Origin of the sequence: Brevundimonas albigilva (assembly GCF_023573565.1) — a bacterium.
GTDB classification, from domain to species: domain Bacteria; phylum Pseudomonadota; class Alphaproteobacteria; order Caulobacterales; family Caulobacteraceae; genus Brevundimonas; species Brevundimonas albigilva.
This window is the reverse complement of the sequence record NZ_CP097649.1, coordinates 3,254,200-3,273,755: the sequence shown is the minus strand read 5'-3', so window position 1 is coordinate 3,273,755 and position 19,556 is coordinate 3,254,200. Positions and strand designations below refer to the sequence as shown.

Below are 19,556 nucleotides of genomic sequence, written 5' to 3'. Positions count from 1 at the left end.
CTCGATTGGGGGAATAGACGGAGCGGCCGAAGCCGCCCCGCCAAAGCGATCACTCGGCCGCGACGAGGTGGCGTTCATCGTCTTCGCCGGCGGCCTCCTCGTCATCGCTCGAGAGAAAGTCGGGCAGCGCCGCGCCATCATCCTCGCCTCCGGTCTGAGTTTCCGCCGTCGACGCCTCACCCTCGGCGACCACGCGCAGCGGCTCCGGCAGCCAGCCGGTGTCCGCCAGCAGGCGCTCGGCCTCCTTCGCCATGTCGCCCTTCTTCAGATGGTCGATAAGTTGTGCGGCCTGCTCGCCGGCGCCCTCGCGGACCGCCTGCAGGATGCGAGGCTTGGTCACCCGGTTGAGGTAATTGCCGAAGGTCGGTCGCCAGCCGGCCTCGACCAGATCGAGGCCTGTCGCCTTCGTCAGGCGGTCGGCCTGCGAAAGCCTCATGTCGAGGGTAGACCAGCACGGATGTCCCGTCAGCGAGGTCGAGCCGGCAACCGACAATCAGGCGAACGCCGGTCGTCTTGGCCGCTTCATGAGCACGGACGACGCCGGCGAGCGAATTCCGATCGACGATGGCGACGGCCTCGATCCCAGCCAAGGCCGCTTGCGCAAACAGTTCCTCGCAGGAGGACGCGCCGCGCAGGAAGCTGAAGTGTGAGGTGACCTGCAGTTCGACGTAGCGAGGTGAGCTCATCCGAAGACCCCGTGGATGAACCAGCGGTGCGACCCCGTCGCCGTGTCTTCGCCGTCACCGGCACGATAAAGCCAGTAGCGTTCGCCGGCGTCGTCCTCGACCCGAAAATAGTCTCGGACGGCGACCAATTCGGCGTCGCGCTTCCACCACTCTCCGAACACGCGCTCCGGTCCATCACCCCGGCGCAGTCGGCGACGCACGCCGCGCCAGGTGAATGAAACGGGCGGATGATCAGGCAAGAGCGCTACAGTCTCGACCTGCTCCGGATGGGCCAGCAGACGCGAGGGCCGCGGCCAATGGCCGGGCCATGCTGCGCCCGTATCGGCGGCCATCGCCGGAATGCGGGCAACGGAGCGTTCCGGGACGTCGCTCGCAACCGGCGCCAGCCGATAGAGCGCCTGCTCGCCCAACCCGCCACCCGGGAGTCGTGAGTCGACGTCGGCAATCCCAAACGGGAGAACCGATTTGGCACGCCGGCTTCTGCCTTCGATCTTCTCGATCTGCGCGCGCAAAGACTCTATGGCGGGCTCGGGCCGCACGCTCCCAGTTTACCTCCGGATAGGGGTTCGTCATCATGTTCCCTATTTGTTCTAGATTTCAGCTGCGAGAGTCAAGGTCGATTCTGCGCCGTCAAAGGACCAGCGGCGCACGCGCCTCAAGCTGTTGATAGCGGCCGTTCAGCCTTGTTTGGGCAAGGCGCCGTTAGCGTCGGCACGCGGCGTCATGGTGATGTTGCGCGGGTCGATGATGAGCTTTAGGTCGGCGGCGGCAGCCTGATCGAGCCCATATTCCTCGAGGTCGTCGACGACCGGGCGAACATCGAAAGCTTCAAACCGCGTTGAGCGATACCGCCATTCGACGTCGTCGGTCTCCTCGAAGAAGACCTTGGCGCTGAAGCTGATGCTCGTACCGGCGAATGACATGCTGTTGAAGTAGAGGCCTGCGGGTGGGGGCCCACTCTCCTCGACGTCGAGGCTTTGGAACTCGAATCGCGCGTCCGGGCGAGGATTGAGCAGGATGTCCACAACCATACGTGCGTCATTGGCCGCCCAGAATGCATCGAATTTGAAGCGCTCGGTCGAGCGCAGGCCGGCGTTGGTTAGCAAGCGCAGCCAACCATCCACGAAGGTCGAGATGAGTGGCACCTCGTCGAGATATGGGCCTGTGAGCGGTTCATTGACTGGGAAGGTAATCGGGGGGATCCGGCTGTTCCCAGAAATGGTTAGCGTCGATCGCTCGGATGCCATGAGCGTCAGGCCGCGCAGTAGTTCCGCCCACTCTTCGAGCGTGTATTCCAAATCGTCGATTGAGCCGACGCTTTCGAACCTGAGCGCGGGAGGGGTGAGCCGAATGATGAAGTCCCGGCTGCGGACGAGCAGTTCGGGTCCATGCGGTTCGAGGATCGGCGGACCGATGAACATCTCGCCATCGAACCGCGCCGCCTGCGCGAACCCGGGGCCTCGGATCGCGATCTCGCATGATCCGAGCGACGGCGGCGTCAGTCGAAGTTCCTCGATGTCGTCAAATAGCGTGCCTTGATACGGAAGGCGGATGCCGAAGCGGCTATCGTAGACACGCAAGCGGTGCGGTTTTAGGGGCGCAAGACCGAGCAGCAGGTTGGCGAAATGCTCCGGCCCCTCGATCTGGAGTAGCGCCTCGGCTTCGAACTGGCCGTTCTCATAGCCGAGTTCATCGAGCTGACGCTGCTTCTTCGCGGTATAGGCGCCTGGATCTTGTCCGCAGGCGGCCGATAAGGCCGACGAGAGGCCGGCGGCGGTCGGCTCGAAACGCTGTCCGACTTTCTCATAGTCATAGCTGATGTCGACATGATTGATGTCGTGCGCTTTTCGAGCCTCCGCCAATCGCAATCGCTTGAGCACCCGGGCGAGTTCGTTGCCGATGAGATGGACGAGGTAAGCCGACTGGATTTCACCATCGGCCCGCATTCGGAAGACGATGACCAGCGCCGGCCGAGGATCCTTGGCGAGGCGATCAATGGCGGACAGGCTGAGTCGGATGCGGTTTCCGGTGCGGCCGAGCGTCGACTTCAGTTGGACCCGGGCGGCATTGGTCTGGCGCCGATCGAGCGGTAGCGACGATTGTCCGCCTGATCCCATTGGGAACTCCACGATGAAGTCCCAGCCCATAATGTCGACGGTACTCTTGTTGCAGAAGAGCCCGGCGCGTTCGCAGAGCAGCTCAAAATGGCGCTCGCCGATGCGGCCGATCCGATCGGATTCCAGCTCGGGGTCATCGTCTTGTCCGCCGTCGGCGCCCTTCGTGGTCATGTGCGCGCCGGCATATGGGCGGCATCGAGCCGGCGGTGGATGAGCGACACGATGGTGAGCAGGTCTTCGGCATCTTCTTTGGACATAGCCCAATGGATGCGCGCCTCATGTGCAGTGGGGTTGCGGAACATGCCGAAGGTGCCACGGACCAGATTTGCGAACCCGCTTTGCTCACTCCGCTCGCTTGCGGTGGATAGCGGGTTGATCGCAAGCATCGGCGGACTCCCGGCAAGTGTCCGATCGACGAGCGTAGCGCCGTCATCGGAGAGCCCTGTCCGCGATCGCATCTTATCAGCGACGCTTTTGACCGCTTCTTGCACCGCATGAAAGTAATTGTCGGCGAGAAGCTCGGCGCGGCAGAATTTCAGGACGTCCGGGTGCACACCGCGACCTTCAAGGTCTGCTCGCAAGTCGCGCGCGCGCCGCTGAGCCTCAGGTAGGGTCTGGGCGACATCCGCCGATTTCAGCTCGCCGGACTCATCGACCACAAGTCCTGCGAATGCCAACGCTAGGTTTAGGCGAGCCCGCATAGGCTCATAGCGGTGCGGCTCGCGGCTGTAACGCGCCGGCTTCATGGCGAGCCGGATGAACTCAAGGATATTGGTGCGGTTGCGTTTGGTATTCTGGCATCCTGCGAAGGCGTTATAGATACGGACGCGCTTCGTCATAGGTCCCGGATCGGCAATCTTGCACGACCCAAGCAGGTGCTCGATCTCCGGCCCGGTCAGGCCTTCTGCAGTGTCGCCAAGCGCGCCGGCGATCGCTTCCAACTGATCTTGTGAAAAGAACGCCATATCGGGCTCACTGACCATAGGCGAGTCGCCGCAGGAAGGTCCTGGCGGTGACAAGAACGACATGCAGGCGGAAGGTGCTGTGGTCTTCATCCGAGAGGCCCGGATGCGAACCCTCCGTGTGGAGCATTTTGAAGAGGCCGTTGACGTAGTTCTTGCCGTCTTGGGTCCACTCGTTGCGATCCGTGGCAAGGAAGCCAATCTCAGCGAGCAAAGCGCGCCGGTTTTCTGAGCTGGGCCGTTGACCCGCTTCCTGTGGTCGCACGTTGCGCGCGATGTCGTCGAACAGACTTTCCAGGAAGGTCCGGAGCTGGCTGTTGCAAGCCGCCCAATCGCCGCGGGTATGCGCTTCGATCGCCTGTTCGAGATGACCGAGAGGAGTTGTGAAGCCGAATGACTTGAGAAGCTGATGCACCTCGTCGTCCGTTTGGGGGAGGTGGATGTCGCCGGGCAGCGCCGCGCGGATGGACGCGTTCGGCCCGTAGTCGTCCCACGTCAAAACATATCCATCACGCGCAAGGCCACGTGCGAAGGCCGTTTGCAGAGCGTGCGTAGCGTGTTGTTGCGCTAGCTGCGCGGCTTGCCGGATTACCGCCTCGCCAAGGGTCATGCTACCTTCGAGCGTGTCGAGCACGGCCTCGGCTCGTTGCACAACGATCCGGCCTAGCAAGGCGCACTTGTTGGCGACGCTGAGGGAGGTGCTGGTGGAAATCTCGTCCTCCAGGCCGAGGCGGAGGACCATCTGGTTGAACCGTGCCTGGCTGTGTTGCTCCAGCAACTCAACGGCGGCGATCAGCGTGGGTCGGGTGAACGGCACAGATCTCATGCTGGGGACGCCCTATGGGCACGATCGTGCTGCATGTCGCCCCTCGCTCAATAACGGAACCCAAGGAGGCTTCCGGTCGGATCAGTATCGGTGAGCCGGAGGCGGACGAGGCTCTCGTAGTCAAAGCCTGACGTAAAGTCGCCCACAGGAACCATGTCGGTGTTGAGTGTGCAGATGTACTGGAAGCCGTGTTTTGCAGCCATTGCGGCGGCAAGTTCCAAAGCATGGGCGCGCTGCCGCGGGTCAACACCGTCGAAAATTGTGCTGTCGTGGATCAGGAAGTCGATCCCGAGACCACGCTGGCGCGCGAACGAGATCAGCATGAGATCGTAGCAGAAGATTTTCATCTTGCTAATGCCCTCGCTTGGGCTGCCCGCGATCTCGACGTCGAATTTGTAGCCCGTGTCGTCGATATCGATGACCAGGCGGCCGGGCGACTTGTAGAGGCTCTCCGAGAATTCCGAGAAGAGGCTGAGCGCCCGGGACCACAGCGCACGCCGCTCTTCATAGTCGAGGGTTGTCGCGCGTTTCAGCTCGACGGTCTCGACCTTGATCGTGTCCGCCTTGGTGGTCATCTGACGAAGCTGAGTGATCCTGTTGGTCAATTCGTCGACCTTCAGCCGGGTGGCTGCATGCAACTCCTGTAACTGCGTCAGTTCCTCCAGCGCGCCTTGTCCCGCAAGCGCGCTGAGGTAGTTGGCACGGCGATCCGTCAGGTTCGCGATATCGGTCTCACGCTCGCTGACGGCAGCTTCCAGCGCGGCAATCTCGCCGGCGATGAACTCACGGCGATTGGCGATGATCTGGGCGTTGAATGCCCGCGCATCCGCCAGCGTCTTCTTGACGGCGCCAGGTAGGGCGATGCCCGCTTCGCCGTAAAGGGCTTCCAGACGGTCCTCGGTCGGAGCGTCTTCGCTCACCAACGAGTCACGGTAGCGATCGAGCCGGCGCTTATCCACGATATTGGCGTTGACCAGGCCATGGATTTCGCTGGTCAGAAGGTTCGCCTGAGTCTCGATTTCACGGTACTGCGGAAGAACGCGAAAATTCGACAGCGCCTCGCGTTCACGCTCAAGCTGGGTTGAAAGGCGCAGGCGCTCGGCTTCGAGCTCACCGAGCGAGGCCAGTTCGCCGTCGACGGCTCCGGTCTTGATCGCCTGTTTGAGCGCATCGAGCGCGTTCTTTTGATCTTTGAGCTGCTGCCAAGTCGCGGCCTTCTCCCAATTCAGGCCGAGAAGGAAAGCATTGTGGACCTGAATGTCCCAAGTCTTCTGATTGTCGAAATGCTTGAAGGGGATGTTGTAGGCGGCTGTCTGGTTGCGCACGAAGTAGGAAAGCAGCGACCGCGCCGAGGGCTTGTATCCGGATTCCGCCGACAGATCGCTAATACCGAATAGGGCCCAGGCAAGAACGGCTCGCCATTTCTTAGCGTCGAGACCCGGAACGCCTTCCTTGTTCGGCGTTGGCCGGACAGGCCAGTCGTCGGTGGCTCCTTCGATGGCGAAGAATCCGGGTGTATCGGTCGCTCGCGTCACGGCGACATCGCGGCCGGACAGGGAGAGTTCCAGCGTGAACGCCCAACCCTGCAAAGCCTCGATGCGAAGCCCTTTTCCGGGTGAGGTATTGCTGGCGAGGCAGAAATCGATGATCTCGATGAGCGTCGATTTGCCGAGAGCGTTCGTCGTGTCCTTATCACCGGCCGAGGTGGATCGGTCGGCCAGGATAAGATTGACACCCGGCTGAAGGAACGCGGTGTGAAAGCCTTTCTGGTTGGCGCGAACGGCTCTGATCATGAGGCGGTCCTGACGATAAGGCCGTCCCGGATCTCGATCGCACCGATCAGATAGAGGAGGTTCGATGCCAGCACGAACCGCTCGAAGTTCCCGACGTTCGGTTCCGTGCGCAGACGCTCCCACAGGCCCGAAACGGTCATGGGCATGCTGAGATGCGCGAGCAGCGTGGCGCCGACGCCGATCAGCGCCTCGTTCTGCGGGATATGTTTGGTCGGAAGAATCATTTCTCAAACACGTCGCAGATTTCGAAGAGATAGATGAGAACAGCGATGCCTGCGGTCTTATCGGCTTGTCGTCGCAGACCGCGCTGGGCAAAGGCGCACATCAACTCGAAAAGCTCGTCGCCCTTATGGCCCTCTTTCCGGCGAGCATAATATTCTTCAAGGAAGCCGGCCTTCAGCCGCTCAGGAAAGTCAGGATCGAGTTGAGCTTCCGCTTCAACATACTCGGCAACGGTGGCGCGCGAGGTCAGTCCCGCGGCGATGATGTGACGAGATCCATTCGAGAGCGCGTTCTTTTTGATCTTCTCCTCCGGAGCGAGGAGATCGAAAGAGCCATTTGGGGCCGGCGCTTGGCTCGCAACCCAAGAGACGGCGTTCTGCAATTCGGGGAAGGCGACGTCAGCAAAGGCCTCTTCCATGGCTTGCCGGACCTGCTTTTCGTGGCTCTCCTTCAGTTGCAGAAGGGTCGCGGTCGGCCAATCGGCCTCGACCTTGTCGATGATCGTGTGGTGATCGGTGCATAGATAGATGAGGTTCCGGACGTTATCGCGCTCGTCATCGGTCATCGACGCGTCATAACGGGCAGCGGTCGGCTTCTCACCACGGATGTGCGCGGCCTCGCCGACATAGGTATCGTCTCCCACCTGGGCGTCGTAGGTGAGGTGCTTGCCGCAATTCGGAAATGCGCACACTCCGCCGCTCCGAAAGGCCAGAATAATTCTGGTCGGGTAACTAGCGCTCATAGCCTACGCCTGTCCGCGCGCGAACGTTGCCATGGTCTCGGTCAAAGGATCGAAGGGCGTTGATGAGCATTCCCCCGGGGCGAGTGCCTACTTAGCTGTTAATGACGTCTTGGAGTGCAGCAATTTTTTCTAGTATATCGTCAAATGACGGCGGTGTTTGGTCAAACATCATCGGCGCCATCGCCCGATAATCTGCTTTCAGGTCTTTCACGCGCGCGTCGGTCGGCGTCAGCCGGAGTGTGCCTGGCCGAGCCTTATCGTAGTTGGCCCAGTTCGAACGAAAGAAGGTGGTTTTGTGATGCGCGACCTGCGCCAGTAGATTGAAGTCGGCAACGGCGGCTTGGCCCTCATCCGTGTCGAGGAGCATGGCGAGGTCGTAGTAGTGCCGAGAGAAATACTGCGGCGTCGGTGACGCGGCGGGGCGATGCGCTTCCGCATGGAGAGCGGTTGCCTTTTCCCAGAAAGTCCGCCGCGCTGACAGCACCGTTACGCTGGTGTCGGCATCGGTGAAGAAGTCCGGATAGTCGTCGGCCGCGTAGGGGCGTATGACTTTTTCCTCGGTCGGCCAGGGATCGCCGCGCGCGCCGAGCTCGAATTTTACGCGCGGCGTGATGTAGGCCATGCCTTCGTATTCGGCGGCAGGGAGCGCGGTCGGATAGTGGAAGTTGACGGTCTGCGCGTCACCGGCGTCTATCTCTAGCGACCACTCGCTTTCGGTCGGCTCGCCGAGTTGGCCGACGATCGCGGCGCGAAGCGCTGGGAGAAGTTTCTCGGCGATGTGCTGCTCGACATCGCTGACCAGGTCGTCGATCAGCCGACCCGCCTGCTTCTTGCTGATCCCCTCCTTATCGGGGTCGCGCTCGCCGGTGTATCCGAGTTCGGCACGGTCGAACGACAAGTCGATGTCCTCGGAGAACCGGCGAATACCGTTGAATGCCTTGGAGAGCGACGTGCCGCCCTTAAAAACGAGGGTTGCAGTGGTGCCCTTCGGTAGACCGAACAGGCGCTTCAGGCTCCAACATACCCAGAAGTCCTTTTCGATGATCGTATTGGCGACGCCCCGCCGGGCGCCGGTCTCCCCGAAGAGAGCTGCGCGATCGTCGGTGGGAAGGCGAGCGACATCATCCATCGATATCGGCCACCGCTGCGTGGGCAATCGAGACGAGCGTGGGCCGCATCCAGGCGGGCGCTTGAAGGGCGGTTGAGGCCAACGTCTTCTTGTCGTTGGCCGAAAGCCGGTGCGCCGCGACCTGCGCGACGTCAGCCGCCCGAACGGGGCCGACATGACGAAGCGCCTGAACCACCGTCCCGGCGGGGCTGCCCGGTGCGATCAGATGCTTGGGCGAGGCGTGGCGAAGGTCGACGATGCGCTTTCCCAGCACGACGCGCCGCGACGGGCCGTCGGTCAGATAAGTGCTTTGTGCCGGAACCTGGGTCGAAAGGCCGAGCGCGTTCGCTGCGCGCGCTCCGGCGATCTGCACCTGCGAGCCGGTCTCCCGCGCAAGAGCGTGGGCGACATCGTCCGGCGCGGGTGACAACGCCCCAAGTTTCGGGTGCAGCTTGGGAAAGTCGTAGAGCCCACGTGCAAGCCGCCGGAGCTGTCCGCCCTTCACCAATCGAGAAAGTGCCTGATCGACAGAGGAGCGGGCGGCAACTGTGAGGAAGTCGCTAGGCGTGAAAACGCTGCCACGTCCGCTAGCGCGGACGCGTTTCATGACCCGGTCGGGGACTGAGGCGTTTACCGTTTTCATGTGTCAGAAAATAAGGCAGGTTTTTCTGACATGCAAGGGGCGGCATTCCCCGTTCTAGAGTACGACCGCCACTTGCTACGCATTATGCCGCGGCGCGTTGCTCGTCATTTGCCGCGCCGGCGGCGTCCGGTGCAGCAGCCTGTTGCAAGAAGCGAGCGAGTGCTGCGCGGCGAGAATCCCGATCCACGGCATAGGCCGTCTGCTTGAATTCAATGCCGTCCAGGAGGCCCTGGATGTAGCCGGAGATGGTATCGGCGGCCATGATCAGTGCCGTGTCGAGCGTGTGAATGTAGTTGCTGGTGACGGAGCCCTTCGAATGACCAACCAAAGCAGCGATGGTGACCTCCGTGAAACCAAGATCATTTGCGATGCTGGCGAAGCTATGTCGCAGGACATGAGGCGTGATGTCGGCGAGCGGCGTATCGTCGAATATCTGCTCCCAATGGTTCGGCAAGCTTCCGAAAGCGTTATCATCTCCTTGTCCCGGGAAGACGTAGGTGCCTGCTCTCACTTTCCGGCGCTTCTCAAGATATTCCACGGCGGGCAGGCCGATTGGGCGGATCGACCTTCCCTCTTTGCTGTCCGTCAGTCGCAAGCAGCTTGAATCGGTATCAGCTTCTGCCCAAGTCAGAGTGACCATTTCGGTTCGGCGGCAGCCGGTCAGCGCAAGCTGGCGGATCAATTCGACCGAAACCTCATATTTCTCGTTCTCGGCCGCTTTAGCGAGCAACTGGCCAAGCACGCGATATTCGGCCTCGCTGAGCCTCCGAGCGCGGACGCTGTCCTTCGGTCGCCGCACACCGTGGGCAGGGTTCACTTCGATAATGCCAGCATCCACGGCGTAGGTGAGAATTCCGCCGAACAGGCCGATCGTACGGGTAGCCGTCCCGGCTCCGCCCTTGACGATCGATTTTCCTCGCAGCTTCTTCGTCTTGGCAACGAGGCGCGTCTTGCCCGCCATGATGTCCTTCATGGCCTTGTTGACTTCGGCCTTGGTCAGATCCTTCACCCGTCGGGAACCGAGCAAGGGGACGATGTGCCGGTGGATTCGGCCAATGTCCGAGGCGATCGTGCCTGGCTTCTTGGGGCGCCCGCCTTTTCCGAGAATGAGGCCGGCGTTCAGGTCGGCGAGGTAGAGGTCGCACAGCTCTTTGACCGTGATCGCCCTATTGTCGAGCTGCTTCTCTTCTGCAGGGTCTTCGCCTTTAGCGATACGCCCCAGTTGCACCTTCGCTTCCTGGCGGGCCCGCTCGGGAGTCCAGACGCCGTGCAGGCCAATCGTAAAGCGTCTCGATCGCTTACCGAGCCGATACTGAATGACGTAGCTGCGCTTGCCGGAGGCGAACACTCTGAGGCCGAAACCGGGCAGCTCGTCGTCCCAAATGACGTAATCTTTTTCGCGACTGTCTGCGGCGTCGACGACCCGTTTAGTGAGCTTAGGCATGGGCTTCCTCCGACCCTACCGTTTCCTCTCGCGTAAGCACCACGTAAGCACGCGGGCGAAAACTGTGGCGGGGAGAAGAGTAGCTTCGGCGGAGAAGGAATTCAAATTGTTTAGCGTTTACAGAGAGATAGGCGGGCATTGGCGGCTCCTTGCGCTTTTTGGCGGAGCTAGCCATATTCCCTCCGAAGGCAGGGGTCAGAGGTTCGAATCCTCTCGGGTGCGCCATTCTTTCCAAAGGGTTAGGCCTTTATCTGCGAGCCCCGCCGCCGATCTGGTCATCACATGGTCACCACCGGCACCGTGCGATCAAGACGGTGCACGATTGGACACCGCTGCAAGAACCCAGTCGATCTCACACGGCAGCGGCCGGACGCTGATGAGGTCGCACTGGTGGAACAGCTCATCGAGCGCCGCTTCCTGCTCCGGCGTCAGCTTGTCGGGGATCATTCGAAGCCCTCCGGCTCGCGTCCGTCGTGCTCGGCGCCTTCGTCCTCGCATGCATCTTCAAGGTCCAGCCACTCAAGGCCGCCGGTCGGTTCAGTGCGGATCGCCACGTCCTGGTTGACGTAGCCGGTGAACGAAAGGCTGGGCTCGTTGTCCGCGCCGTCCTCAAGATCCGGGTCGCTATCAAGTTCATCGAGCGTGACGATGAGGCGATCTATCAGTTTGGCCAGGCGCTGCCTCAGGCGATGGCGAGAGGCGGCTGGATGCTCGATCAGGTGGAAGGCGGCGGCGGTCATTTCCACCGCCTCCGCACGTAGGCCGCGACTTGGCCCAGGACATGCCGCGAACAATACTCGTAATCCCAATCCCGCTCGCCGGCCGTTTCCAGCAGCCAGAGCTTCACGAGCAAATCGCGAACGCTGCCGACCGGCTCACGGATCAGACGGTGCAGGAGTTGGTCGCAGATTGCGTCTAGGGCGTCATCCGACGCGGTGCTCTGGATTATCAGCCGAGCTGAGTCAGCGAAGCAGAACAGGTCGCGAAGGTCCCCGAGCGAGGGGGGTGAACTGCGGGGCGCAGCTATGCTATTGGCGTGCGAAGCCATGATCTCGATCCTCCTACGGTCGAGGTTGCGGTTAGGGCCGTGAGCGAGGTTGCACCCTTGCTCCGGCCTGCCTTTTCTCGTATCGGTTAATTATGAACGACGCAATACCTGATACGAGAAAATCTCGCGGGCGACCTCGCGTCGATGCGACCCAGATAGGTCTCCGGCTTCCTCCAGAGATGCTCGCAGCCCTCGACCGGTGGATTTCCGAGAACGATGCTACCTTGACGCGTCCCGCTGCGATTCGGGCGATCATGGAGGAGAAGCTGAATGCGTGAGGGCGCCTATAAGGGTCACGGCCGGATCACCTTCAGCGATCAGGATCACCCCGTCCGCTACATGCTCCAAGTCTATCGGAGCGGCCAACTTCTCGACAGCGATGGAGGGCTAGAGGCCGATCACTGGCACGTCTGGCGCGAGGCTTTCGATGCGCAGCGCGTGATGCTGACGCTGGACGACGGCAAGGTCGGACCTGTGATTATCACCCAATGGCGCCCAGGCGATGCGGTGGCGTCGTTCAAAGGCGCGGGGGCGTTTCAGTGATCGTTCGCGTAGTCTCAGGCAATCACTTGACCGGCCATGAGTTCATCGGGGAGTTTGAGACAGTCCACGAGCTACCGGTGAAGGGGGACACCTTCTGGTACGGGAAGCACGGACCCTACACCGTGATCGAGCGCGCCTTTGTGTACAAGAAGGACCCCGATCAGGCATCGGCCGCCGATGCGATCCTCAGCGTTGAGCTGGTATCCAAGCACCTTGATTTCGCACCGCGCAATCTTGGCTGAGGGGTCTGCGCACTTTTGCGCACACCCTCAGTTCCGCTCCTCCACGGTGAAGGCCAGGCCGACATGGCGGGCGGTGTCCATGGACCATCCCGAGCCCGCCGGCGTGGCGAAGCCCTCGATCTCCGGGGCAGCGATCAGGACCTGGTCGCCATCGGCAGGCGGGCGGCGCAGCATGGGCGCGAACCGTAGCGTGGCCTTCCCGTTCCCGTCCGCCGTGACGGGCTCGGTGGCGATGTAGTTGTAGCGCCCATCGGCCCCACCAGCGTGAACATCTGCCCGGTGACGATGGGTGTGGCGTCAGCCCTCGTCGGGCAGCATGTTCCCGCCATCCCGAGGCATTCGCCACCGGCGCGCGATTGGGCCGCATCGAATAGACCTTGCGGCAAGGCAAGGATTCCCAGAACGATGGTACCCTGAAGCCGTCCGGCAGCGATTCGGCTTCTGCTTGAAGGGTGTTTCCGTGGTGACGATGACGTGACCCCCTGAAACTCCTCCAGGAATAGCTAGAGTCCGCCCAACGAAGGACGGACAGAATGAAGCGATCGAGGTTCACGGAAGAGCAGATCATCGGGATCCTGTGGGAGCAGGAGGCCGGTGTAGCGACGGCGGAGGTGTGCCGACGCCACGGGGTCAGCTCGGCGACCTTTTACAAATGGAAGGCCAAGTTTGGCGGGCTCAACGTGTCGGAGGCTCGGCGGCTCAAGGCGCTCGAGGATGAGAACGCCCGGCTGAAGCGGATGCTGGCGGACGCGATGCTGGACAACGTGGCCCTGAAGGACCTGCTGGGAAAAAAGTGGTGACGCCCGCCGGCTATCGCGAGGCGGCTGGCCATCTGCAGGCCGCCTACGAGATGAGCGAAAGGCGGGCGTGCCGTGTGCTGGGCGTCGATCGGACGAGCGTGCGCTATCAGGCGACGCGCCCGGACGACGGCGCTCTGCGCGACCGGCTGAAGGCCCTGGCCCAGGACCGTCGACGGTTCGGCTATCGTCGCCTGCACGTGCTGCTGCGGCGCGAGGGCCATGCGGTCAACAGGAAGCGGGTCCAGCGGATCTATCGCGAGGAGCAACTGACGGTGCGCCGGCGCGGCGGCCGGAAGCGAGCGATGGGCCCGCGGCGACCGCTGGACCTGCCGCTGGCGCCCAACCAGCGCTGGTCGCTGGACTTCGTCGCAGACCAGATGACGGACGGGCGGCGCTTCCGCATCCTGACGGTGATCGATAACTGCACGCGCGAGTGCCTGGCGCTGGTGGCCGACACCTCGCTGTCGGGCGCGCGGGTCGTGCGGGAGTTGGACGCCGTCATCCGGCAGCGAGGGCGGCCCGACACCATCGTCAGCGACAACGGCACGGAGTACACCTCGAACGCGGTCCTGGCCTGGGCCGACGACACCGGCGTCGGCTGGCACTACATCGCGCCGGGCAAGCCCCAGCAGAACGGCTTCAACGAAAGCTTCAACGGGCGGCTGCGTGACGAGCTGCTGAACGAGACGCTGTTCCGCTCGCTGCCGCACGCTCGCGCCGTGCTGGAGGCGTGGCGACGCGATTACAACGAGCAGCGTCCGCACTCGAAGCTCGGGTGGCTGACGCCGCAGGCTTATGCAGAAGCGCTCACCGGACACATCGGCCGGCCTGCTGCGCTGGTTGGAGGCTGCGCTGACCGGCCTCTTGCCAACCCAGCCGATCACAGCTCAGATCAACCTAGGACTCTCGTTATGGCTGGATGAGAAACGGGGGTCACGTCAACGAACCTCAATCGATACGAGGCCGACCTCAAGTCGCTGATTAGCCGCGCCGAGAGATTAATGATCGCGATGCAGCGGTCTATCGATAGTAAAGCGGTAGATGCTCAACTAAAGAAAACCTTAGGCGAGCAAGCGGTCTCCTTCATAGGATCGTTACCAGATTTTAAGGAGGGCTACCAGTCCTGGTATTCAGAGGCTCTGGCAGTAATAAAGCAACTGCTGCCCGATAGGCTGGCAGACTTCAAAAGCCACTATGAGAAGCCGAAATCTGCTCGCAGGGAGTTGACGGCGGCCAACTATGTGATTGATGACTTCTACCAAGGCCTCCAAGTTACCCGTGGTTATGACAACGTCATAGTTAGTCCAAGCGCTGCGGTTCCAAGGTTCAGTGCCCAGATTTCCATCCTGAAAGCGTGCCAGGCGCGGTTCAAGTCTTCTCTGTTCGATATTCGACAGCTCGTTCACGCCGACATCCTCGACAGCGAGTTGGCTGGCGCCCGGGAGCTGCTGAAAAATAACTTCCTTCGACCCGCCGGTGTGGTCGCCGGGATTGTGCTGGAACGGCACCTACAAGAGGTCGTGGCGAGCCACGATGTGAAGGTGAAGACCCGCCCGACGCTGGGTGATTTTATCCAAGTGCTCAAGGACGCAGAGGTGTTGGGCACGCCCGACTGGCGCCGGCTGCAGCACCTCAACGAGCTACGGGTGAAGTGCACGCACAACAAAGGCTCGGAGCCGACCGCGGAGGACGTGGACGACCTGATTACGGGCGTCGATCGGACTATCAAGACGCTGTTCTGACCTGCGACCTGCGACCTGCGACCTGCGACTGACGACATGATCGATTGCATCGTCATGGACGGCGACGCCGACGACGCCGCCCTGTGGGAGATCGATGAGAACTTCGCCCGCGCCGAACTGACGGATGCCCAGCGCGCCGACCACCATGTGCGGCGGGAGGAAATCCTCGTCCGCAAGAACGTTGTCTCCGAGCCGGGCCGTGGCGGCAATCGCCAACTTGGCGATAGGTCGTATGCATCGCACGCCGCTGAGACCCTTGGACAGTCCAAGAGGGCTGTCGAGCGGGACATACAGCGCGGCAAGAAGATCGCCCCAGATGTCCTAGCCGAGGTCGCCGGGACCGAACTGGACAAGGGCGTGGTGCTGGACGAACTGGCCCGCACCCCAGCCGAAGAACAGCGTGCGAAGCTGGCGGAGATCAGCCTTCGAAGGCAGCCGGGCGCGATCGTCAGGTTGACGTTCTAACCACCGCCTGTTGAACTGACAGAGGGGGAGGACGACATGGTGAGCTTTGCTCTGCTGCTGATGCTGGCCGCTCAGGCCGACTGGCCCGATGCGGGAGACTGGGCGATAGATCGGTTCGAAGAGCGCTGCGTAACAAGCCTCGACTTCGAGGGCGCCGGGGCGACCGAGCTGTACGTCACCCTCGAACTCGACGGCTCCAGCACGGTGCTGATCAACAATGCGAACTGGACCACCGTTGATGATCAGCGATACCCAGATGTCGAGGTCGTTCTTGATGACCAGGCGTACACGGGCGGAGGTGCCCGAGGGTATATCAGCGAAGGCTACCGACGCGGCTTAACGATGCGAATGCCGGCCACGTTTGTCGACGACTTCGCGGCAGCGAGGAGTTTCAAGGTCTTCAATGGCGAGCAACTCGTTGACAGCCTGAGCTTGGACGGCAGCGCTGGCGCTGCCTCCGGACTCCGCCGCTGCATCACATCCGTCCGCCGGGCACACGATGCCGCAGAACGTGAGCGGCAGCGCTTGGCTCACATCCCTGAGAACCCTTTCGCAGAGGTGACGCCGCCCGAACCGACGACGTCTGAAGACGGCGTCCAATGGGCACGTCGGCCGCAGGTGACTGCCGATGACTTCCCTGCCCATGCCAGGGAGCGCGATGTGACGGGCTCGGCGACCCTTAGCTGCGAAGCTCGCGCAAACGGCTCTTCGACAAACTGCCGCGTCTTGAGCGAGAACCCCTCTGGAGTAGGATTCGGCCGGGCAGCACTAGCAGTGGTCGGCCGGGCGAGGCTCGCTCCGCAGTATGTTGACCGACTGCCGCCCGATAGCCGGTTCACCGTGACTGTTCCTTTCGAACTCGGGCGCCCGTGAAGGTGAGAAGCCGCGCGGATGATGACGGTCCCACAGTCGAGGATCTGGAGGCGTTCTACGACCGGCTCCAAGGCCCGCTCGGAGAGGTACTGCGCACCACGGGCACCGTGATTGAACGAAAGATGCGCGAGCGCGGGGTAGATTTCGGCGCCCTGACCGATCTGGAGGTCGTGGAACTGTTCAACGCGTCATTCGCAGAAGCAGCAGCGCGTACCTTGCCCCAGATTGACCCGGTCGCTCTGGAGGCGAGCCTTGGCGCTTTTTCCGCAAATGCGATCATGGCGCTGGCGACCAATGCGAACTCCACCAACACCGTGAACTGAAACGCCTCGTTTCGGCGAATCTATTTGCCGAGAGAACCTCGATCGATCAAAGTTCGGGTTGGGAAGAGGGGGCTCATGTCTACTGTAGCAGCGCTTTTGGCGGTCCTGACACAAGCTCCGGGGGATTTGGTCGAGGGACCACCCGGGTACACCCAGTGCCGATCGGTCTTCGTTGGGCGCCAAGGCGAGGGCGGTATGGAGAGAGGCCTCCACTGCATGGGGCCAAACGGTCGCTTGGAGCTGCTTCGCGGAGAGGCCGCGCAGGTTCGGCGGCCTGAGCCGGCACCCGTTCCGACCGCGCTGCCCGGCAACGACCTTGCCGGAGCCGCTAGAGTGCACGTCGCCACAACCTCGCTGCCGACCCGGAGCGAGGTGGAAGCTGGTATGCAGGGGCGGCCCTATACTCAGGTGCTGGCAGAGCAGGCAGCGGCGGAGCGGGCTGCCAAGGAACGCGCGGCTTTGGCATCCGCAGCGCCATCGGCCCAGGGTGCCTCTGTTTCGCCCCCCACGGCGACCCTCGTATCGGCAAACGGCGCCCCGACTGCGGCTGCAATCCGCGACCTGGGCGTCGAATATACGACACGCTACAATCAGGAGTTCCGGCTCACCGGTGCTCCGGGCGAGCTCGCCATCCATCACCCGATGGTCGGCGACATTATGAAGCTTCGGCAGTCGGTGACCGACCTGAGCTGTTCGGCGCGGGCAAGGCGGACCTTCCGCTGCAGCTACACCCTTACCACGCAGATGATGCAGGCGGATCAGCCCGGGCTGTTGGGGATGTTGGGCGCGTTCACGGCGGGACTAAATCAGGCGGCCGGCCAAGACGTCCGATCCTATACCCACACCAACGACTTTACCCGAAGTGGAGCGGGGTGGGTCTCGGAGACGATGCGAAGCAGAGTCCAAGCCGCAGCGGCTGAAACCCCAGCCCGCAATTCCGGATCCTATAATCATCGTGAAGCCCAGCAGGGGATTCGTGAGAACCAGATTGACTTCAACGCGATGCGAGACATGTACGATGCCGCCCAGGGCAAGCTATGGTGAGCGAGTAGCGGTGGGCTACTGAGAGAAGCACGCGCTCCCGTTCGATCGCGGTGAGTATGGGCGGGAGACTTCAGGCGCCTTGGGATTAGTGCCACAGGCGCCGCTGACACCCGTCTTTAGTTCTGGGGAGGGACAATGCAGCGGATCGTACTGGCTGGCTTAATCGCCATGGGAGGATGCGCTTCGACGGCGTCGATGCAGTCGGCTGCAGGTTACGCGGTCGTTGAGTGCGCTGCCTTGCCAGACGGGAGGGTCAGCGGCTGCACCGTCGTGGAAGAGAGTGAGCCGGGCCAGGGGTACGGACGCATGGCTATAGAAGCTGTGGCTCGCGGACGGGTGGTGCCGAAGGATCCCGGTTCAAAAGTCGGGACGTTTCGCACAACCGTTCGGCTCGGACCGGACGGCTGAGGGGCGCATGACACGCGACGCACTGATGCTGGTGGCGCTGGGCGTCGCTGTCGTTGGTCTCTTCGGTTCTCTGGTCGCCGATACCTCTTCGACGCGTCCACCGTGGGCGGTTTCCTGCTGGTCCTGGGCGGGCTCGGCGTGTGCGGCATGATGTGGGCGCGGCCGTCTGACGAGGGCCGAGGCGTCTTTAGTTCTGGGAGGGGGAGGGATCGCGGCGTGCGCGAATCACGTCTAGGATGAATCGACATTCACCGCATCCACAGCATGGAGGCGGCGATGTGGATGAAGGCGAGGTAGTGGCGCGCGAGCCTGTCGAACCGGGTGGCGAAGCGGCGGAAGTGCTTGAGCTTGTTGAAGCAGCGCTCGACCCGATTGCGGAGCCTGTAGACCAGCGGATCGTGCGGGATCGGGACCTTTCGTGAGCGGGTCGAAGGGATGACGGCCTCGGCTCCGATCTGGTCCAGGTGACGGCGAAGGCTGTTGGCGTCATAGGCGCGGTCGGCGAGCACGGCGGCAGGGCGATGGCCTTCCAGAAGGGCCGGCACGGCGAGGATGTCGTGGCTCTGACCGGCTGCGATGAGGAAGCGAACGGGCCGCCCGAGCGTGTCGCAGGCCATGTGGACCTTGGTCGTCAGTCCGCCTCTGGAACGCCCCACAGCCGGATCGAGGCCCCCTTTTTACGGCCGCTGCCCCGACCGGTCGTCGCCTGCTGGTGAGCCCGCACAAGCGTTGAGTCCAGCATCAGATACTGGTTGTCCCGGTCCTTGATCAGATCGTCGAACACCTTCTCCCAGACCCCCGCCGCCGCCCAGCGGCTGAAGCGTTTGTGTGCCGTCTTCCACTTGCCGTAGCGCTCGGGAAGGTCCTGCCAGTGAGCGCCGGACCGCAGCACCCAGAGCACCCCGTTCACAAATAGCCGGTTGTCGGACCCCGTCCGACCGGGATCCGACGCCTTCCCCGGCAGCAGCGGCTCAATACGAGCCCACTGCGCCTCGTCCAGTTCATAACGCTTCACGCCCATCGATGACCTCCGCCAAAGCGGAGACCTATGAATCACGCATCAGGCCGCACGTGAATCCCTGAATGTCGATTGGACCTAGTGGTTAGCTATGACCGTCATCGCTCACCCTCAGCCCGGCACAATCGTTCGCGTCGATCTCAATGAGGGCTTCAGAGAGCCTGAGATGGTAAAGCGGCGCCCCTGCATCGTTCTGTCGCCGCAACTGCGGGATCGCAAGCAGCTCTGCACCATCGTTCCGCTGTCCACGACGCCTCCCCGCCAGATGCACGACCATCATCTGGAGATCGTTCTGGATCCGCCGCTGCCGGCCCCTTACGCATCGCCTCGCATGTGGGTGAAAGCGGACATCGTCCTGACGGTTGCGTTCCATCGACTTCGTCTGCTTTTCTCCCACAAGGAAGGCGGGCAACGAGTGTACGACGTCCGCGTTCTGGACGACGACACTTTCGGTCGTGTGCAGGCCTGCGTGAGGGCGGGGCTCGGCCTTTAAGGTTGTGGTTAGGG

General features: G+C 62.3%; 26 protein-coding genes and 1 pseudogene. 10 read left to right on the top strand and 17 right to left on the bottom strand.

The window, feature by feature from the left end; all coding sequences use genetic code 11:
• Positions 1-49: 49 nt before the first annotated feature.
• From M8231_RS16490 to M8231_RS16420, 15 genes and pseudogenes are all read right to left on the bottom strand, one after another.
• Positions 50-436, bottom strand: coding sequence for a hypothetical protein (locus M8231_RS16490; RefSeq protein ID WP_250202637.1), 387 nt, complete (start codon positions 434-436; stop codon positions 50-52).
• 85 nt (positions 437-521) lie between these two features.
• Positions 522-686 (bottom strand): annotated as a pseudogene (locus tag M8231_RS16485) (PHP domain-containing protein); the annotation flags it as partial.
• Complete coding sequence (locus tag M8231_RS16480; protein WP_250201966.1) at positions 683-1,198, bottom strand: DUF6504 family protein; 516 nt, start codon at positions 1,196-1,198, stop codon at positions 683-685. The pseudogene M8231_RS16485 and the gene M8231_RS16480, both read right to left, overlap by 4 nt.
• Positions 1,199-1,363: 165 nt before the next feature.
• On the bottom strand, positions 1,364-2,974 hold the full coding sequence (locus tag M8231_RS16475; RefSeq protein ID WP_088582613.1) for a hypothetical protein: 1,611 nt from the start codon (positions 2,972-2,974) through the stop codon (positions 1,364-1,366).
• Positions 2,971-3,768, bottom strand: coding sequence for a TIGR02391 family protein (locus tag M8231_RS16470; protein WP_024350863.1), 798 nt, complete (start codon positions 3,766-3,768; stop codon positions 2,971-2,973). Before M8231_RS16470 ends, M8231_RS16475 begins: the two co-directional genes overlap by 4 nt.
• Before the next feature lie 7 nt (positions 3,769-3,775).
• On the bottom strand, positions 3,776-4,591 hold the full coding sequence (locus tag M8231_RS16465) for a hypothetical protein (RefSeq protein WP_024350864.1): 816 nt from the start codon (positions 4,589-4,591) through the stop codon (positions 3,776-3,778).
• Positions 4,592-4,638: 47 nt separating this feature from the next.
• The gene (locus tag M8231_RS16460) at positions 4,639-6,384 is read right to left on the bottom strand and encodes a DUF2326 domain-containing protein (protein WP_062344918.1); all 1,746 of its coding nucleotides are present in this window, start codon (positions 6,382-6,384) and stop codon (positions 4,639-4,641) included.
• A complete protein-coding gene (locus tag M8231_RS16455; RefSeq protein WP_024350866.1) occupies positions 6,381-6,608 on the bottom strand; it encodes an ABC-three component system middle component 6 in 228 nt (75 codons plus the stop codon). The genes M8231_RS16460 and M8231_RS16455 overlap by 4 nt, the downstream gene beginning before the upstream one ends.
• Positions 6,605-7,348, bottom strand: a complete 744-nt coding sequence (locus M8231_RS16450; protein WP_024350867.1) for an HNH endonuclease — start codon at positions 7,346-7,348, stop codon at positions 6,605-6,607. Before M8231_RS16450 ends, M8231_RS16455 begins: the two co-directional genes overlap by 4 nt.
• A gap of 91 nt (positions 7,349-7,439) precedes the next feature.
• Positions 7,440-8,477: a nucleotidyl transferase AbiEii/AbiGii toxin family protein gene (locus M8231_RS16445; RefSeq protein WP_062344915.1), complete on the bottom strand. Its 1,038-nt coding sequence runs from the start codon at positions 8,475-8,477 to the stop codon at positions 7,440-7,442.
• Entirely contained in the window at positions 8,470-9,063 is a 594-nt protein-coding gene (locus M8231_RS16440; protein ID WP_024350869.1) for a DUF6088 family protein, read from the bottom strand. The genes M8231_RS16445 and M8231_RS16440 overlap by 8 nt, the downstream gene beginning before the upstream one ends.
• 118 nt (positions 9,064-9,181) lie before the next feature.
• Positions 9,182-10,543 (bottom strand): tyrosine-type recombinase/integrase, encoded by a 1,362-nt coding sequence (locus M8231_RS16435; protein WP_062344913.1) that lies wholly within the window; start codon positions 10,541-10,543, stop codon positions 9,182-9,184.
• A gap of 306 nt (positions 10,544-10,849) precedes the next feature.
• Positions 10,850-10,990 (bottom strand): hypothetical protein, encoded by a 141-nt coding sequence (locus M8231_RS16430; protein ID WP_249751704.1) that lies wholly within the window; start codon positions 10,988-10,990, stop codon positions 10,850-10,852.
• Complete coding sequence (locus M8231_RS16425) at positions 10,987-11,283, bottom strand: hypothetical protein (RefSeq protein ID WP_249751705.1); 297 nt, start codon at positions 11,281-11,283, stop codon at positions 10,987-10,989. Before M8231_RS16425 ends, M8231_RS16430 begins: the two co-directional genes overlap by 4 nt.
• Positions 11,280-11,591, bottom strand: a complete 312-nt coding sequence (locus M8231_RS16420; protein ID WP_250201965.1) for a hypothetical protein — start codon at positions 11,589-11,591, stop codon at positions 11,280-11,282. The genes M8231_RS16425 and M8231_RS16420 overlap by 4 nt, the downstream gene beginning before the upstream one ends.
• A 270-nt stretch (positions 11,592-11,861) precedes the next feature.
• Between M8231_RS16420 and M8231_RS16415 the strand changes: the two genes are divergently transcribed.
• The gene (locus tag M8231_RS16415; protein WP_249751706.1) at positions 11,862-12,134 is read left to right on the top strand and encodes a hypothetical protein; all 273 of its coding nucleotides are present in this window, start codon (positions 11,862-11,864) and stop codon (positions 12,132-12,134) included.
• A gap of 26 nt (positions 12,135-12,160) precedes the next feature.
• On the top strand, positions 12,161-12,376 hold the full coding sequence (locus M8231_RS16410; protein ID WP_249751707.1) for a hypothetical protein: 216 nt from the start codon (positions 12,161-12,163) through the stop codon (positions 12,374-12,376).
• Positions 12,377-12,403: 27 nt separating this feature from the next.
• Here the strand turns inward: M8231_RS16410 and M8231_RS16405 are convergent, their stop codons facing one another.
• A complete protein-coding gene (locus M8231_RS16405) occupies positions 12,404-12,550 on the bottom strand; it encodes a hypothetical protein (RefSeq protein ID WP_249751708.1) in 147 nt (48 codons plus the stop codon).
• A gap of 359 nt (positions 12,551-12,909) precedes the next feature.
• Here M8231_RS16405 and M8231_RS16400 point away from each other — a divergent pair.
• The 7 genes from M8231_RS16400 (at position 12,910) to M8231_RS17115 (ending at position 18,031) form a co-directional block, all read left to right on the top strand.
• Positions 12,910-14,099 (top strand): IS3 family transposase gene (locus tag M8231_RS16400; protein ID WP_250201334.1). Its coding sequence is split into 2 segments (ribosomal slippage): positions 12,910-13,162 and positions 13,162-14,099, totalling 1,191 coding nucleotides; the frame shifts between segments, so codons are not numbered across the junction.
• A 78-nt stretch (positions 14,100-14,177) separates the two neighbouring features.
• Positions 14,178-14,918 carry a hypothetical protein gene (locus M8231_RS16395; RefSeq protein WP_250201964.1) on the top strand — a complete coding sequence of 247 codons (741 nt, stop codon included), beginning with the start codon at positions 14,178-14,180 and terminating at the stop codon, positions 14,916-14,918.
• A gap of 36 nt (positions 14,919-14,954) precedes the next feature.
• On the top strand, positions 14,955-15,383 hold the full coding sequence (locus M8231_RS16390) for a ParB N-terminal domain-containing protein (protein WP_249751710.1): 429 nt from the start codon (positions 14,955-14,957) through the stop codon (positions 15,381-15,383).
• A 36-nt stretch (positions 15,384-15,419) separates the two neighbouring features.
• Positions 15,420-16,256, top strand: a complete 837-nt coding sequence (locus tag M8231_RS16385) for a TonB family protein (RefSeq protein WP_249751711.1) — start codon at positions 15,420-15,422, stop codon at positions 16,254-16,256.
• Positions 16,253-16,579, top strand: a complete 327-nt coding sequence (locus tag M8231_RS16380; RefSeq protein WP_249751712.1) for a hypothetical protein — start codon at positions 16,253-16,255, stop codon at positions 16,577-16,579. Before M8231_RS16385 ends, M8231_RS16380 begins: the two co-directional genes overlap by 4 nt.
• 333 nt (positions 16,580-16,912) lie before the next feature.
• The gene (locus M8231_RS16375; RefSeq protein WP_250201963.1) at positions 16,913-17,623 is read left to right on the top strand and encodes a hypothetical protein; all 711 of its coding nucleotides are present in this window, start codon (positions 16,913-16,915) and stop codon (positions 17,621-17,623) included.
• 135 nt (positions 17,624-17,758) lie between these two features.
• Entirely contained in the window at positions 17,759-18,031 is a 273-nt protein-coding gene (locus M8231_RS17115) for a TonB family protein (RefSeq protein WP_431307113.1), read from the top strand.
• Positions 18,032-18,279: 248 nt separating this feature from the next.
• On the opposite strand, the gene M8231_RS16370 is transcribed toward M8231_RS17115, so the two are convergent.
• Positions 18,280-19,046 (bottom strand): IS5 family transposase gene (locus tag M8231_RS16370; protein ID WP_431307130.1). Its coding sequence is split into 2 segments (ribosomal slippage): positions 18,280-18,698 and positions 18,698-19,046, totalling 768 coding nucleotides; the frame shifts between segments, so codons are not numbered across the junction.
• A gap of 94 nt (positions 19,047-19,140) precedes the next feature.
• Here M8231_RS16370 and M8231_RS16365 point away from each other — a divergent pair.
• A complete protein-coding gene (locus M8231_RS16365; RefSeq protein WP_250201962.1) occupies positions 19,141-19,542 on the top strand; it encodes a type II toxin-antitoxin system PemK/MazF family toxin in 402 nt (133 codons plus the stop codon).
• Positions 19,543-19,556: the final 14 nt, after the last annotated feature.

What these genes read in the sequence shown, in the direction of transcription:
- M8231_RS16405 (WP_249751708.1), bottom strand. Translation starts at nt 12,550, where the DNA reads ATGCTGCGCCGCCCGCCTGCCGATGGCGACCAGGTCCTGATCGCTGCC.
- M8231_RS16435 (WP_062344913.1), bottom strand. Translation starts at nt 10,543, where the DNA reads ATGCCTAAGCTCACTAAACGGGTCGTCGACGCCGCAGACAGTCGCGAA.
- M8231_RS16450 (WP_024350867.1), bottom strand. Translation starts at nt 7,348, where the DNA reads ATGAGCGCTAGTTACCCGACCAGAATTATTCTGGCCTTTCGGAGCGGC.
- M8231_RS17115 (WP_431307113.1), top strand. Translation starts at nt 17,759, where the DNA reads ATGCAGCGGATCGTACTGGCTGGCTTAATCGCCATGGGAGGATGCGCT.
- M8231_RS16385 (WP_249751711.1), top strand. Translation starts at nt 15,420, where the DNA reads ATGGTGAGCTTTGCTCTGCTGCTGATGCTGGCCGCTCAGGCCGACTGG.
- M8231_RS16430 (WP_249751704.1), bottom strand. Translation starts at nt 10,990, where the DNA reads ATGATCCCCGACAAGCTGACGCCGGAGCAGGAAGCGGCGCTCGATGAG.
- M8231_RS16475 (WP_088582613.1), bottom strand. Translation starts at nt 2,974, where the DNA reads ATGACCACGAAGGGCGCCGACGGCGGACAAGACGATGACCCCGAGCTG.
- M8231_RS16415 (WP_249751706.1), top strand. Translation starts at nt 11,862, where the DNA reads ATGCGTGAGGGCGCCTATAAGGGTCACGGCCGGATCACCTTCAGCGAT.
- M8231_RS16445 (WP_062344915.1), bottom strand. Translation starts at nt 8,477, where the DNA reads ATGGATGATGTCGCTCGCCTTCCCACCGACGATCGCGCAGCTCTCTTC.
- M8231_RS16395 (WP_250201964.1), top strand. Translation starts at nt 14,178, where the DNA reads ATGATCGCGATGCAGCGGTCTATCGATAGTAAAGCGGTAGATGCTCAA.
- M8231_RS16490 (WP_250202637.1), bottom strand. Translation starts at nt 436, where the DNA reads ATGAGGCTTTCGCAGGCCGACCGCCTGACGAAGGCGACAGGCCTCGAT.
- M8231_RS16365 (WP_250201962.1), top strand. Translation starts at nt 19,141, where the DNA reads ATGACCGTCATCGCTCACCCTCAGCCCGGCACAATCGTTCGCGTCGAT.
- M8231_RS16390 (WP_249751710.1), top strand. Translation starts at nt 14,955, where the DNA reads ATGATCGATTGCATCGTCATGGACGGCGACGCCGACGACGCCGCCCTG.
- M8231_RS16420 (WP_250201965.1), bottom strand. Translation starts at nt 11,591, where the DNA reads ATGGCTTCGCACGCCAATAGCATAGCTGCGCCCCGCAGTTCACCCCCC.
- M8231_RS16440 (WP_024350869.1), bottom strand. Translation starts at nt 9,063, where the DNA reads ATGAAACGCGTCCGCGCTAGCGGACGTGGCAGCGTTTTCACGCCTAGC.
- M8231_RS16470 (WP_024350863.1), bottom strand. Translation starts at nt 3,768, where the DNA reads ATGGCGTTCTTTTCACAAGATCAGTTGGAAGCGATCGCCGGCGCGCTT.
- M8231_RS16460 (WP_062344918.1), bottom strand. Translation starts at nt 6,384, where the DNA reads ATGATCAGAGCCGTTCGCGCCAACCAGAAAGGCTTTCACACCGCGTTC.
- M8231_RS16425 (WP_249751705.1), bottom strand. Translation starts at nt 11,283, where the DNA reads ATGACCGCCGCCGCCTTCCACCTGATCGAGCATCCAGCCGCCTCTCGC.
- M8231_RS16455 (WP_024350866.1), bottom strand. Translation starts at nt 6,608, where the DNA reads ATGATTCTTCCGACCAAACATATCCCGCAGAACGAGGCGCTGATCGGC.
- M8231_RS16465 (WP_024350864.1), bottom strand. Translation starts at nt 4,591, where the DNA reads ATGAGATCTGTGCCGTTCACCCGACCCACGCTGATCGCCGCCGTTGAG.